The 13,766-nt window shown below is 71.5% G+C and carries 10 protein-coding genes; 8 read left to right on the top strand and 2 right to left on the bottom strand.

Going from position 1 to position 13,766, the window contains the following annotated elements; all coding sequences use genetic code 11:
- The gene (locus AOP78_RS06745; RefSeq protein ID WP_083979878.1) at positions 1 to 1,080 is read left to right on the top strand and encodes an SPFH domain-containing protein; all 1,080 of its coding nucleotides are present in this window, start codon (positions 1 to 3) and stop codon (positions 1,078 to 1,080) included.
- A 69-nt stretch (positions 1,081 to 1,149) separates the two neighbouring features.
- On the opposite strand, the gene AOP78_RS06740 is transcribed toward AOP78_RS06745, so the two are convergent.
- On the bottom strand, positions 1,150 to 2,151 hold the full coding sequence (locus AOP78_RS06740) for a DUF2157 domain-containing protein (RefSeq protein ID WP_062202477.1): 1,002 nt from the start codon (positions 2,149 to 2,151) through the stop codon (positions 1,150 to 1,152).
- Positions 2,152 to 2,246: 95 nt separating this feature from the next.
- Here AOP78_RS06740 and AOP78_RS06735 point away from each other — a divergent pair, with 95 nt between their 5' ends.
- The 7 genes from AOP78_RS06735 to AOP78_RS15365 all read left to right on the top strand — a co-directional run bounded on the left by AOP78_RS06735 (position 2,247) and on the right by AOP78_RS15365 (position 11,453).
- Positions 2,247 to 3,056, top strand: a complete 810-nt coding sequence (locus AOP78_RS06735) for a TrmH family RNA methyltransferase (RefSeq protein ID WP_062202475.1) — start codon at positions 2,247 to 2,249, stop codon at positions 3,054 to 3,056.
- 97 nt (positions 3,057 to 3,153) lie between these two features.
- Complete coding sequence (gene imuA', locus AOP78_RS06730) at positions 3,154 to 3,846, top strand: DnaE2-dependent mutagenesis accessory factor ImuA' (RefSeq protein WP_062202473.1); 693 nt, start codon at positions 3,154 to 3,156, stop codon at positions 3,844 to 3,846.
- Positions 3,843 to 5,555: a DNA polymerase Y family protein gene (locus AOP78_RS06725; RefSeq protein WP_236685311.1), complete on the top strand. Its 1,713-nt coding sequence runs from the start codon at positions 3,843 to 3,845 to the stop codon at positions 5,553 to 5,555. The genes imuA' and AOP78_RS06725 overlap by 4 nt, the downstream gene beginning before the upstream one ends.
- 38 nt (positions 5,556 to 5,593) lie before the next feature.
- Positions 5,594 to 8,983 carry an error-prone DNA polymerase gene (locus AOP78_RS06720; RefSeq protein WP_062202470.1) on the top strand — a complete coding sequence of 1,130 codons (3,390 nt, stop codon included), beginning with the start codon at positions 5,594 to 5,596 and terminating at the stop codon, positions 8,981 to 8,983.
- A 75-nt stretch (positions 8,984 to 9,058) separates the two neighbouring features.
- Positions 9,059 to 10,594: an Ada metal-binding domain-containing protein gene (locus AOP78_RS06715; protein WP_062202468.1), complete on the top strand. Its 1,536-nt coding sequence runs from the start codon at positions 9,059 to 9,061 to the stop codon at positions 10,592 to 10,594.
- Between the two features lies 1 nt (position 10,595).
- Positions 10,596 to 11,210, top strand: coding sequence for a methylated-DNA--[protein]-cysteine S-methyltransferase (locus tag AOP78_RS15470; protein WP_062202467.1), 615 nt, complete (start codon positions 10,596 to 10,598; stop codon positions 11,208 to 11,210).
- Positions 11,211 to 11,306: 96 nt separating this feature from the next.
- Positions 11,307 to 11,453: a GPGG-motif small membrane protein gene (locus AOP78_RS15365; RefSeq protein WP_169748448.1), complete on the top strand. Its 147-nt coding sequence runs from the start codon at positions 11,307 to 11,309 to the stop codon at positions 11,451 to 11,453.
- Positions 11,454 to 11,545: 92 nt separating this feature from the next.
- Here the strand turns inward: AOP78_RS15365 and AOP78_RS06705 are convergent, their stop codons facing one another.
- Positions 11,546 to 13,765, bottom strand: coding sequence for a sodium-translocating pyrophosphatase (locus AOP78_RS06705; protein WP_062202465.1), 2,220 nt, complete (start codon positions 13,763 to 13,765; stop codon positions 11,546 to 11,548).
- Position 13,766 lies beyond the last annotated feature (1 nt).

Raw genomic sequence — 13,766 nt, 5'->3', positions numbered from 1 at the left:
ATGGGAGACCTCAACGTCGGAGCGGTCGTGGGGCTCATCGCCCTCATCGTCTTCGTCATCTTCGTCATCTCGACGATCATCAGGACGCTCCAGATCGTGCCGCAGGCCGAGACGCGCGTCGTCGAGCGGCTCGGTCGCTACTCACGCACGCTCGAGGCCGGCATGCACATCCTGGTGCCGTTCATCGACAAGGTGCGTCAGAAGGTCGACATGCGCGAGCAGGTCGTGTCCTTCCCGCCGCAGTCCGTGATCACCTCGGACAACCTCGTGGTCGAGATCGACACCGTCATCTACTTCCAGGTGACGAACTCGCGCGACGCCGTCTACGAGATCGCCAACTACATCGTCGGCATGCAGCAGCTCACCGTCACCACGATCCGTAACGTCATCGGAACGATGGACCTCGAGCAGACGCTGACCAGCCGCGACCAGATCAACGGCCAGCTGCGCGGCGTCCTCGACGAGGCGACCGGCAAGTGGGGCATCCGCGTCAACCGCGTGGAGCTCAAGGCGATCGAGCCGCCGATGTCCGTCAAGGACTCGATGGAGAAGCAGATGCGCGCCGAGCGTGACCGCCGCGCCGCGATCCTCACGGCCGAGGGCGTGAAGCAGTCGCAGATCCTGACCGCCGAGGGCGAGAAGCAGTCGGCGATCCTCAAGGCCGAGGGTGAGGCGCAGTCGCGCATCCTCAAGGCCGAGGGAGAGGCGCGCGCGATCCTCCAGGTGTTCGACGCCATCCACGAAGGCGACGCCGACTCGAAGCTGCTGTCGTACCAGTACCTGCAGATGCTCCCCGAGATCGCGAAGGGCACCAACAACCAGATGTGGTTCGTGCCCACCGAGTTCACGGGAGCGCTCAAGGCGATCTCCGCGGGCTTCGGCGTCGAGGAGGACCTCGAGCCGCTCGAGCGCGCCGCGGGCTCCGAGCGTCGCAAGTCCCGCATCACCTCGGCGCTCGCGGACCCCAAGGCCGCGCTCGAGGAGGCGCGCCGACAGGCCGAGGGCGTGTCCGCCGAGGCAGACAAGGCAGGTTCCGAGTCGGGCCGCCCGTTCGACCCGAACGTCGAGAAGGGGCAGTAGCCGCGCATCGAACCGGGCCCCGGGGAGCAACCGCTCCCCGGGGCCCGGCCATGTGCGGGGCGGCCCGCTTCAGTCGGGCCGCGGCTCCCGCAGCATCCTGATCGAGACGACGATCAGGACGATGCCCGTGACGAGCACCGCGGTCCACGTGGCCACGGCGTTGCCGACGAGGTGCTCCATCAGCTGCGGCACGAACATGAGCAGCCCGATGCCGCCGGGGACCATGAGGGTGATGAGCTCGCGCCTCAGGACGGCGAGCATGAGCATCGCGACAGCGACGGCGACCCCGGTCGCCAGCACCAGCCAGCGCCAGTCCTCGTCGAATGCCACGGTGCTGATGCCGGACACCGTGACGAGGCCTCCCGCGATGAGCGCGGGCACGGCGGGAGTGATGACCTTGGCGATCGCGAGACCCGCCCAGGCGGCGCCGACCGAGCCGATCACGAGGCCGGGCACCAGTCCCTCGGTCACGTCGAGCACCTCGATCGCTGCGACCGCGACGCCGAGGGTCGCCGCCAGGAGGGCGAGCTGCGCGAGCGCCCGGCGCCGCATCGCGTAGATCGTGGCCGCGACGGCGGCCGCGACGAGGAACGTCCACAGCGCCGCGATCTCGTCCTTCAGCCCGGCGGCGTCCACGAGCACCCACGCGAGCCACCCCGAGCTCACGACCGTCGCGAGCAGCAGCGCCGACGCGAGCCGCTGCGCCGCGTCCTGCGCCGAGTGCGTGGCCATGAATCCGGCGGTGCCGACGACCGCCGTGAGGAGTGCGACCAGCGCTATCCGCCCTGGCGTGGGGATCGAGGACCAGGTCTGGCTCACCAGGAAGCTGATCGCCGTGATCGCGAGCACCGCGCCGAGGTAGCCGAGGATCTCGCCGACCAGAGCGAGCGCACGGCCCCTGCCCTCCTGTGGTGCGGGGGGCGGTGCGGGTGTGGCGGTCGGGGACTGGTCCTTCGGGGCGAGCTCTGCGTGACCGTGATCGTTCTCGTAGCGCCTCAGCGCCTCGGCGGCGGTTGCCTCCAGCAGCCCCGCCTCGACCCATTCGTCGAACCGATCCCGCTGCGCGATCATGATCGCGTCCTCTCAGCTCGGGCCCTCGCGGACCCTCACCTCCAGATTACGCCTGGCGGCGCATCGTCCCTAGTGCTGGCTGAGATGATGGACGCATGCCCGTCATCGCCGTCGACTCCGCCTCCGACGACCGTCTCGCCGACTACCGCGGCCTCACCGACGTCGCCCTGCGCCGCAGCCTCGAGCCCGAGCGCGGCCTGTACATGGCCGAGGGTGCCAAGGTGATCTCGCGCGCGCTCGCCGCGGGTCACGAGCCGAGATCGGTGCTCGTGAGCGAGCGGTGGCTGCCCGGCGTGGTCGAGGCTCTCGCCGTGGCCGGCGTCGATGCGCCGGTGTACGTCGCGCCTGAGGAGGTGCTCGAGTCGGTGACCGGCTTCCAGGTGCACAGGGGCGCGCTGGCGGCCATGCATCGTCCCGTGCTCCCGTCCGTCTCCGAGCTGGTCGCCGACGCGCGCCGGGTCGTCGTGCTCGAGGGGATCGTCGACCACACGAACGTCGGTGCGATCTTCCGTTCGGCGGCGGGGATAGGCGCCGACGCCGTCGTCGTCGCGCCCACGTGCGCCGATCCGCTGTACCGGCGCTCGGTCAAGGTGTCGATGGGCACGGTCTTCCAGGTGCCGTGGACGCGCGCCGAGGAGTGGCCGGGCGATCTTCAGGTCCTGCGGGACGCCGGCTTCGTGGTCGCGGGGCTCGCGCTCGCGGACGATGCGGTGACGCTGGACGAGTTCTCGGCGCTCGGTCATGAGCGGGTCGCGATCCTCATGGGCGCGGAAGGGGACGGGCTGTCCCGGGCGGCGCTCAGGAGCGTCGACGCGGTGGTGACGATCCCGATGGCCGGGGGAGTGGACTCGCTCAACGTCGCGGCGGCGTCCGCCGTGGCGATGTGGGAGCTGCGCGCGCGCTGACCATCCGCCTTGCATCCTTCCTGGCTCGTGCGCGAGTCGTGTGAAGGGGGTCACCCGGCCTTCTCGGATGTCGGTGGCCCATGGCAGAATCGAACGTATGTTCGAACAGGCTCGTGGGGATCGTCTCGCCGCGGCCCGCGCCGCCCTCAAGGAGGTCGAGGCACGGGTCGGCGTCGCGCGCGACGACTCGGATCGGGCGTGGCCGGTGGACGATGCGTGGCGCGCGCTGCTGCCGGAGGGGCTTCCTCGCGGCAGGGTGGTGAGCGTCGGCGGCTCCACGTCGCTGCTCCTGGCGCTCGCGGGTCAGGCCTCCCAGCGCGGCGCATGGGCGGCCGCGGTCGGGATGCCGACGGTGGGGGTCGTGGCCGCGCGCAGGCGTGGCATCGAGCTGTCCAGGCTCGCGCTCGTGCCGGAGCCCGGGGTTCAGGCCGCGGCAGTCGTCGCACTGTGCCTCGAGGGCGTCGATGTCGTGATGGCGGGTGAGCGGCTCGCGCTGTCGGAGTCGGATCGCAGGCGGTTGACCTCGCGTGCGCGGGAGCAGGGCGCGCTGCTGCTGTCAGCCGGCCCCTGGGCGGGAGCGGAGATATCTCTCGACGTCGAGAGAGTGCGCTGGACGGGGCTCGGCGCCGGCGATGGGCGCCTGCGGGGACGCGAGGCGACAGTCGTGGTGACGGGACGACGCCTGGGGCCGGCCAGGCGGGTGCGGATCGCGCTGGACGCGGACCGGGCCATGACGGTCTCGAGGGCCGTGGGCGCTGCTGGCGCCGATGCGCGCGAGGAGGTCGCGTGAGCGCCGAGGCCAGGGCGCCCCGGGCCGCAGGGCCCGTGGCGACGGTGCGTCGCGCCGTGCTGTGGGTGCCCGACTGGCCCGTGGTCGCCGCGGCGGCGGAGGCAGGGCTGGGGATCGAGGCTCCCGCGGCGGTGCTGCACGGAAAGGGGCTCGTCGCGGTCTCGGCCGCGGCACGGGCCGCAGGGGTGCGGCGAGGCATGCGCAAGCGGGCCGCTCAGCGGGTCTGCCCCGAGCTCGAGATCCTCGGTCACGATGAGGGGCGGGACGCTCGGGAGTTCGAGCCTGTGGCGGCAGCGGCCGAGCAGGTCGTCGCGGGTGTCGAGATCTCACGCCCAGGACTGCTGATGATCCCCTCCGACGGTGCCGCGCGCTTCCATGGCTCCGAGGCGGCGCTCGCGGAGGCGCTCGTCGATGCGGTCGCTCAGTCAGGGGGAGAGTCCCAGGTGGGGGCCGCCGACGGTCTGCTCGCCGCGGTGATGGCGGCCAGGGCCTCCGTCATGGTGCCGCCGGGGGAGTCGGCGGACTTCCTCGCCCCGCTGCCCGTGGACTCTCTCGCCTATGCGGCGATGGGGAGGGAGCGGCTGGCCGAGGCGGAGGCGCTCGTCGGGGTGCTGTCGAGGCTGGGCCTCCACACCCTCGGCCAGCTCGCCGCGCTCCCCGCGGGGGACGTGCTGGCGCGCTTCGGGCCGTTCGGTGCCTGGGCGCAGCGCATGGCGCTCGGCCAGGACGTCGCGCCTCCGGTGCTGAGACGCTCGGAGGAGGACATCGCCGTCGAGCAGGACTTCGAGGACCCCGCCGAGCGGGTCGAGCAGCTCGCCTGGGCCGCCCGCGACGCGGCGCAGCGGCTCGACGCAGCCCTGCTGGCCGCCGGGATGCGATGCGGCAAGGTGCGCATCGCCGCGCGCACGGTCAAGGGCGACACCCTGGAGCGCGTGTGGCGCACGGACGTCGCCACGCGGTCGGGGGCCTTCGCCGCCCACATGACGGACAGGGTCCGCTGGCAGCTCGAGGGATGGCTGTCCGGGACGGGTGATGGCCCCGAGCCCGCTCCGCTGGTCTCCCTGGCGCTCATCGCGGAGGACGTGGTCGCCCTCGGAGACGAGCAGTCCTACCTGTGGGGAGGATCGTCCGGGAACGATGCGAGGGCGCTCCGCGCTCTCGAGAGGATTCAGGGACTGCTCGGCATCGACGGCGTGCTCGCCGTGGCAGAGCAGGGCGGGCGCTCTCCTCGGGACCGGGTCCATGCGCTCGCCTGGGGGCAGGAGGGTGAGCCTCCCCGCCGCGTCGAGCATCCCTGGCCAGGACGGATCCCCGACCCGGCGCCCGCGACGGTCCTGCCCGTCCCCGCGCCCGTCCAGGTCCTCGACGCCGGAGGCAGTCCCGTCGTCATCGATCGCAGGCTCGCGGTGACAGCCCCGCCCACATGGGTGCGGCTGCCCGCGGACCCGCGCGACGCACGAGCCAGGGCGGCTCACCGGCACCCCTCATCCGGCCACGTGGGCGGCGACGGCGGCATCGTGTGGGAGAAGGCGCGTCCCGTCGAGGCGTGGGCCGGGCCCTGGCCCGTGGCCGAGCGCTGGTGGGCGCCCGACGCGGACCGTCGGGCGTACATGCAGCTCGCGCTGCGAACGTCGGACGGCGAGCCCGGGCTGGCGGTGCTCGTCGCCTTCGCCTCAGGTTCGTGGAGGCTCGAGGCGCTCTATGACTGAACCTTCCCTTACTGAGACCTCTGCGATCGGGTGGATCCATGGCTGACCCCGAGTACGCCGAGCTGCACGCGCATTCGGCCTTCAGCTTCCTCGACGGCGCGAGCCAGCCCGAGGAGATGGCGGCCGAGGCGGGACGGCTCGGGCTGTCGGCGATGGCGATCACCGACCACGACGGCCTCTACGGCGCGGTCCGCTTCGCGAACGCCGCCCGCGCGATCGGGCTGCCCGCGATCTTCGGATCGGAGCTGCATCTCGCCGTGCCCGACGGTCCCGGCGGGGCGCCCGTGCTCGACGCGCCCACCGACAGGCCCGACCCGCGAGGCTCCCACCTGCTCGTGCTCGCGCGTGGTGCGCGCGGCTACGCGAGCCTCTCGCACGCGATCGGCATGGCCCACCTCGCCACCGGGGAGAAGGGCACCGCGCGCTATACGCTCGAGCAGCTCGCCTCCGACGGCGGCGGCGACCTGCTCGTCCTCACCGGATGCCGCAAAGGCGCCGTCCGCCGCGCGCTCGCGGGCATCGGCGTCCCCGGCGTCGGCCTCGACGCGCAGGGAGTCGGAGTGACCAGGGAAGGCTTCGCCGCCGCTCGCGTCGAGATCGACAGGCTCGCGGCGCTGTTCGGCCGCGACAACGTGGCGATCGAGATCACCGACACGGGCCAGCCCTACGACTCGGAGGTGAACGACGCGCTCGCCGACCTGGCCTTCGACTCGGGCCTGCCGCTCGTGGCGACGACCAACGCGCACTACGCGGCCCCTCGAGACGCGGACCTGGCCTCCGCGCTCGCGGCCGTGCGAGCGCGATCGGCGCTCGACGACATGGACGGCTGGCTTCCCGGCGGAGCGGGCCAGCACTTACGGTCTCCGGGGGAGATGCTGCATCGCCACCGGCGGCACCCCCAGGCGGTCGCCACAGCCGCGAGGCTCGGGGTCGAATGCGCCTTCGACCTCCAGCTCGTGGCCCCGAACCTTCCTCCCTACCCGGTCCCCGAGGGGCACACCGAGGCGTCCTGGCTGCGCGAGCTGACCTACCGCGGGGCGCGCGAGAGATACGGCCCTCCCGACGCCGAGCGGATCCCCGGCGCGTGGAAGCAGATCGAGCATGAGCTCGCGGTGATCGAGGCGCTCGACTTCCCCGGCTACTTCCTCATCGTCCACGACATCGTGAGCTTCTGCCGCCGCACGGACATCCTCTGTCAGGGGCGGGGGTCCGCCGCGAACTCGGCGGTCTGCTACGCGCTCGGCGTCACCGCGGTCGACGCCGTCACGCACGGGCTGCTGTTCGAGCGCTTCCTCGCGCCCGAGCGCGACGGGCCCCCCGACATCGACGTCGACATCGAGTCGGACCGGCGCGAGGAGGTCATCCAGTACGTCTTCCGGCGCTTCGGTCGCATCAACGCCGCGATGGTCGCCAACGTCATCCAGTACCGACCGCGCTCGGCCGTGCGGGACGCGGCCCGAGCGCTCGGCTTCGACGCAGGCCAGCAGGACGCGTGGTCCACCTCGATCGATCGCTGGTCCACGCTGCGCACCGACCGCAAGGCCGAGGAGGCCTGGGCCGCACGGCAGCGCGACGCGATGTGGCCGGAGCCCCCGCCAGTCCAGCCCCTCGAGCACATCCCCGGCCAGGTCGTCGACCTCGCGGAACGGATGCTGCGCCTCCCTCGGCACCTCGGGATCCATCCCGGCGGCATGGTGCTGTGCGACCGTCCCGTCATCGACGTGTGCCCCGTCGAATGGGCACGGATGCCGGGGCGCACGGTGCTGCAATGGGACAAGGACGACTGCGCGGACGCGGGGCTCGTGAAGTTCGACCTGCTCGGCCTCGGCATGCTCTCCGCGCTCAAGTACGCGTTCCGTTACGTCCAGGACGTCGAGCGCGAGGACCTCTCGCTCCACTCGCTGCCCCAGGAGGACCCGGCCGTCTACGACCTGCTGTGCGCCGCTGACACGGTCGGGGTGTTCCAGGTGGAGTCGCGCGCCCAGATGGCGACCCTGCCGCGGCTCCGGCCGCGCCGCTTCTACGACATCGTCATCGAGGTCGCCCTCATCCGTCCCGGCCCCATTCAGGGAGGCTCCGTCCATCCCTACATCAACCGCGCGCGCGGCAGGGAGGAGGTCACCTACCTGCACCCGCTCCTCGAGAAGTCGCTCGGCAAGACGCTCGGGGTGCCGCTGTTCCAGGAGCAGCTCATGCAGATGGCGATGGACTGCGCCGGCTTCGACGGCGCGCTCGCCGACCAGCTGCGCCGTGCCATGGGCTCCAAGCGCTCACCCGAGCGGATGGAGGCGCTGCGTGCCCGCTTCATGGTGGGCGCCCATGAACGCGGCATCACCGCCGACGTCTCCCAGCAGATCTTCGACAAGCTCAAGGCGTTCTCCGACTTCGGCTTCCCCGAGTCGCACTCGTACTCGTTCGCCTATCTCGTGTACGCGTCGAGCTGGCTCAAGGTGCACAAGCCCGCGGCCTTCTATGCGGGCCTGCTCGCAGCCCAGCCGATGGGCTTCTACTCGCCTCAGTCGCTCGCCGCCGACGCTCGCCGCCACGGCCAGTCGGTGCTGCGTCCGTGCGTCGCGAGGTCCGAGCCGCTTGCGACGGTCGAGAGGCTGGCGGTGCCCTTCGTCCCTCCGGGAGAGGTCCGGGAGGACATGTCGCGGCTCACCCGCATCGATCGCACCCTCGCGGTACGCATGGGGCTGCGCGCGATCCGCGGCCTGGGAGCGGACGCCGCCGACGCGATCGTCGCAGCGCGCGAGGAGGCCCCGTTCACGTCGCTCGGAGACATGGCGAGGAGGGTGCGGGTGCGACCGGGCGGTGTGTCGGGGCGGGCGGGGCTTGCCCCGGAGAAGGGCCTGACCACGGCCCAGTGGGAGGCGCTCGCCACCGCCGGGGCGCTCGAGTCACTCGGCGTGACCAGGCGAGAGGGGCTCTGGGCCGCCGGGATCCTCGCGAAGGAGGGGCCGGGGACGCTGCCCGACGTCGTCCCCGGCGTCGACGCGCCCCAGCTCCCGGGGATGTCGGCGGTCGAGGAGGCGGTCGCGGACGTGTGGGCCTCCGGGGTGTCCGCCGACTCGTACCCGACGGTGTTCGTGCGCGAGGGGCTCGACCGCCAGGGCGTCCTGCGCGTGAGCGACGTCCTCGTGCACGAGGCGGATCGACGCGTCGCGACCGCGGGGGTCGTCACCCACCGTCAGCGTCCCGGCACGGCGAAGGGCGTCACCTTCCTGTCCCTCGAGGACGAGACCGGGTTCCTCAACGTCATCTGCTCCGCCGGGCTGTGGAGACGGTTCCAGGCCGTCGCCCGCCGATCCCCGGCCCTCGTGATCCGGGGCCGCATCGAACGCGCCGACGGCGCCACGAACCTCGTCGCCGAGCACCTCGCCCCGCTGAGCCTCACGATCCCGACCACCAGCAGGGACTTCCGATGACCGGACTCCCACGGCCCGCTGCCATGTCCGAAAACCGCCAGCAACCACGTCCGAGATGAGTCATGCTTCTGTGTCATGTGGGATGACGACACGCGCTACGCGGTGATCCGCGGGCGTGACGCGCGCTACGACGGCCAGTTCTTCACGGCTGTCCTGACGACCGGCATCTACTGTCGACCGTCCTGCCCCGCGCGCACCCCTGCGCGGCAGAACGTGCGCTTCTACCGGACCGCCGCCGCGGCGCAGTCGGCGGGTTTCCGCTCGTGCCGACGATGCCGGCCCGAGGCTGTGCCAGGCTCACCCGACTGGGACGTGACCGGCGACGTCGCCGCACGCGCGATGCGGCTGATCGATGACGGGGTCGTCGACCGCGAGGGCGTCGACGGGCTCTCCGCGAGGCTCGGCTACTCGAGGCGTCAGCTTCAGCGGATCCTCGTCGATGAGCTCGGCGCGCCGCCCCTTGCACTCGCGAACGCGCATCGCCTTCATAGTGCGAGAGCCCTGCTCGAGCACACCGACCTGCCCCTCACGCAGGTCGCGCTCACCGCCGGCTTCGGCTCGGTGCGCCAGTTCAACGACGCGGCCCGAGGCGCGTGGGGGATGACGCCCTCCGAGGCCCGGGGGCGGCGAGCTCGCTCGACCTCGACGCGGGCCGTGGACGCCGCTCCCACGGTGGAGGCGAGCGCCGCGACCGGGGGATCCGTCGGTACCGAGGCCTCAGGCGATGGCGGGACGATGCGCCTCGAGCTCAGGCTCGCGACGCGCGCCCCGTTCGATGGCGAGCGGGTCCTCGCCTTCCTCGCCGCGCGGGCGATCGACGGCGTCGAGACGGTCGAACCGGGCTCCGCGCATGTGCGGACGCTCACCCTGCATCACGGCCCCGCCCGCGCGCGGCTCGTGCCGGTCGAGGACGGCGTGCGGGTGGGCCTGGACCTCGCCGACCCGCGCGACCTCGGTGCCGCCGTGTCCCGCTGCAGGGCGCTGCTCGACCTCGATGCGGATCCCATCGCGGTGCGAGAGGCGCTCGTTCGGGACGATCGTCTCGCCGGCCACCTCGCGGTGGCTCCCGGCCTGCGCGTGCCCGGGTCCGTCGACCGCTTCGAGGCCATGGCGCGCGCGATCGTCGGACAGCAGGTCTCCGTGTCCGGGGCGCGGCGCTCCCTCGCGGCGATCGCGGAGCGGTGGGGCCGGCGCATCTCGCTCGCAGGCGGGGCACCGTCTCTGCTGATGCCGACGCCCGAGGTCCTCGCGGATGTCGACCCGGAGGTGGGCCTCATGCCAGCGTCGCGCTGGCGTGCGCTGAGTGCCGTGGCGAGAGCCGTAGCGGACGGGCATCTGGACGTGTCTCCCGGCGCGGACCGACACCAGGTGAGGCAGCGCCTGCTCGCCATCCCCGGCATCGGCCCGTGGACGGCGGACTACGTGATGCTGCGGGGCTACGGAGACCCCGACGCGTTCCCCGGGACCGACCTGGTGCTCCGGAAGGAGCTGGGAGCTGCGGCGAGGGACGTGACTCCCGTGGCGGAGCGCTGGCGACCCTGGCGTGCCTACGCGGCGCAGCACCTATGGACGGCGAACGCCGAAGGGAGAGGTCATGGATCGGCGGGATGACATGAGACGACGTGGGGGAGAGGCCGGCCTCGCGGCGATGGCGACCATCGTGACCCCGCTGGGGCCGATGACGCTCGGAGCGACCGAGCGCGGGCTCGCGCTCGCGCGGTTCGACGGTGCTCCAGACTGTGCTTCAGACGATGCTGCCGAGGACGTGCGAGCCGTCGGCGGGGACGGTCAGGCGCCCGCCACGGCGCCACGCTGGGAAGCCGCGGCGGACCCCGGCGCGTCGTCCGCCACAGGTTCGCCCGCCGCGGGCCCCGACGCGATGCTCGCGGCGGCGGTCGCGGCCGTCGAGAGCTACTTCCATGGCGACGGCGCGATCGAGGCGCTGCCGCCGCTGGACATGAAGGGGACGGAGCTGCAGAGGGCCGTGTGGAACGAGCTCGTGCGGATCCCCGCAGGGGTGACGCGCACGTACACGGACATCGCCGTCGCTGTGGGCAGACCTCGCGCTGTTCGCGCGATCGGCGCGGCGATCGGCGCGAATCCGGTGGGAGTGCTCGTGCCGTGCCACCGCGTCGTGGGTGCCGATGGACGCCTCACGGGCTACGCGGGGGGCCTTGACCGCAAGCGCTGGCTGCTCGCTCACGAGGGGGCTGCACTGCCGCTGTGAGGGCTCTCCCTGCGAGGAATGTCGGAAATGTCCGTACGCTGGTGAATGGTTGCACCGAGTGACCGAATCATTCATCGAGAGGGAGAGGTACCGACCATGTGGGCCACCATCCTGTGGATCCTCGCCGTGATCATCGGCATCACCGGAGTCATCCGGATCTTCCAGAAGGACATCCTGTGGGGAGTGATCCTCATCGTCGTGGCCCTGCTGGTCGGGCCCGGAGGAGTCAGCCTGTTCACCTGACCGCCGCACCCAGGACGCCACGAAGCCCGCACCTTCTCAGGTGCGGGCTTCGCCGCGAGCGGCACGTCTGCGCTGGGGCGCTGAGGGAGGCGTCAGACGAGGTGCACCGCCACGGTCACGCCCGCGATGACGATCGATTCCATCGACATCAGCTTGACGAGGATGTTGAGGCCGGGGCCCGAGGTGTCCTTGAAGGGGTCGCCGACGGTGTCGCCGATGACGGCCGCCTTGTGGGCCTCGGATCCCTTGCCGCCGTGATTGCCCTGCTCGATGTACTTCTTCGCGTTGTCCCATGCGCCACCGGCGTTGGCCTGGAACATCGACAGCGAGAAGCCGGCGACCATCGCGCCGATGAGCAGCCCGAGCACTCCGGGGACGCCGAAGATGAGGCCGACGATCACGGGCGCCGCGAGGGCCAGGATCGCGGGCATCATCATCTCCCGCTGCGCGGCCTTGGTGGAGATGTGGACGCAACGGGCGTAGTCGGGGTCGGTCTCGCCGCTCATGATGCCCGGGATCTCGCGGAACTGACGGCGGACCTCGTCGACCATCTGGCCGGCCGCGCGTCCCACCGCGTTCATGGTGATCCCGGAGAACGCGAAGGCGAGCATCGCGCCCGTGAACATCGAGACGATCACCTTGGGGTTGATGAGCACCACCTCGAAGTAGGTCATCATCTGCATGAGGTCGAGCGACTGGAGCTCGTCGATCGCGCCGGCCGCCAGGGTCGTCCCGTCGGGGAAGACGAAATCGCTTCCGCGCTCGAGCACGTGCGAGATGCCGATCTTGACCTCCTCGATGTAGGAGGCGAGGAGCGCCATGCCGGTGAGCGCCGCGGATCCGATCGCGAAGCCCTTGCCCGTCGCGGCGGTGGTGTTGCCGAGAGAGTCGAGCGCGTCGGTGCGCTGGCGGACCTCGGGAGGCAGACCCGCCATCTCGGCGTTGCCGCCCGCGTTGTCGGCGATGGGGCCGTACGCGTCGGTCGCGAGCGTGATGCCGAGCGTGGACAGCATGCCCACGGCCGCCATGCCGATCCCGTACAGGCCGAGGTTCATGGTGTCGGTGGAGTAGACGAAGCCTGAGCCGAAGTAGTAGGCGAGGGTCGTGCCGAGCACCACGGCGATCACCGGCACCGCGACGGACAGCATGCCCGAGCCGACTCCGGCGATGATGACGGTCGCCGGACCGGTCTTGCTCGCGGCTGCGATGGTCTTGGTCGGCTTGTAGCTCTCCGAGGTGAAGTACTCGGCGGCCTGGCCGATCGCGATGCCGGTGAGCAGGCCGATCATGAGCGCGAGCCACAGGCCCCACATGTTCGGCATGTCCATGAGCCACAGCACCCCGAGCGACAGCACGGCGATCAGCACCGCGGCGCCGTTGACGCCGCGTCCGAGCGAGCCGAGGAGGTCCTTCTGCGTCGCGCCCTCCTTGGTGCGGACGAAGAACACTCCGACGATCGACAAGAGTGCGCCGATCGCGCCGATCACCATGGGCGCGATCACCGCGAGGATCTGCACGTCGGTGCCGGAGCTGTAGTAGGCGGCCGCGCCCAGGGCCGCGGACGCGAGGATCACGCCCACGTAGGACTCGTAGAGGTCGGCGCCCATGCCGGCCACGTCGCCGACGTTGTCTCCCACGTTGTCGGCGATCGTCGCGGGGTTGCGCGGGTCGTCCTCGGGGATGCCCGCCTCGATCTTGCCCACCAGATCCGCGCCGACGTCGGCGGCCTTGGTGAAGATCCCACCGCCGACGCGGGCGAACAGCGACTGCACCGCCGCGCCCATGCCGAACGTCAGCATCGTCGTCGTGATGACCACGACGTGCTGTGCCTCGTCGATGTCGTAGAACTGCGTGAGCACGAAGAACCAGATCGAGATGTCGAGCAGGCCCAGGCCGACCACCGTGAGGCCCATGACGGCTCCCGAGCGGAACGCGACGCCCAGACCCTTGTTGAGCGACTCCCTCGCGGCGTTGGCGGTGCGCGCGGACGCGTACGTCGCGGTGCGCATGCCGATGAAGCCCGCGAGGCCGGAGAAGAGGCCGCCCGTGAGGAACGCGAACGGCACCCAGGGGTTCTGCACGTGCAGGCCGTAGGCCAGGAAGCAGAAGAGGACGGTCAACGACCCCAGGACGATGCCGACGATCTTGTACTGCTGCTTGAGGTAGGCGAGGGCGCCGTTGCGGACGTGCAGCGCGATCCGCGCCATCGTCTCCGTGCCCTCGGACTCTTTCATCATGACGGAGAAGAAGTAGTAGGCGGCGCCGAGCGCCATCACCGAGGCGATGGGCACCAGCCAGAACCAGACAGGCATG

The organism is Demequina salsinemoris (genome assembly GCF_000974805.1).
GTDB lineage: Bacteria > Actinomycetota > Actinomycetes > Actinomycetales > Demequinaceae > Demequina > Demequina salsinemoris.
The sequence above is the reverse complement of the archived record's forward strand: the minus strand, read 5'-3'. Positions and strand labels throughout refer to the sequence as shown.

Coding starts and splice junctions, on each gene's coding strand:
- AOP78_RS06720 (WP_062202470.1), top strand. CDS start 5,594: ATGGCTGACCCCGAGTACGCCGAGCTGCACGCGCATTCGGCCTTCAGC.
- AOP78_RS06735 (WP_062202475.1), top strand. CDS start 2,247: ATGCCCGTCATCGCCGTCGACTCCGCCTCCGACGACCGTCTCGCCGAC.
- AOP78_RS15365 (WP_169748448.1), top strand. CDS start 11,307: ATGTGGGCCACCATCCTGTGGATCCTCGCCGTGATCATCGGCATCACC.
- AOP78_RS06715 (WP_062202468.1), top strand. CDS start 9,059: ATGTGGGATGACGACACGCGCTACGCGGTGATCCGCGGGCGTGACGCG.
- AOP78_RS06745 (WP_083979878.1), top strand. CDS start 1: ATGGGAGACCTCAACGTCGGAGCGGTCGTGGGGCTCATCGCCCTCATC.
- AOP78_RS06740 (WP_062202477.1), bottom strand. CDS start 2,151: ATGATCGCGCAGCGGGATCGGTTCGACGAATGGGTCGAGGCGGGGCTG.
- AOP78_RS15470 (WP_062202467.1), top strand. CDS start 10,596: ATGAGACGACGTGGGGGAGAGGCCGGCCTCGCGGCGATGGCGACCATC.
- imuA' (WP_062202473.1), top strand. CDS start 3,154: ATGTTCGAACAGGCTCGTGGGGATCGTCTCGCCGCGGCCCGCGCCGCC.
- AOP78_RS06705 (WP_062202465.1), bottom strand. CDS start 13,765: ATGCCTGTCTGGTTCTGGCTGGTGCCCATCGCCTCGGTGATGGCGCTC.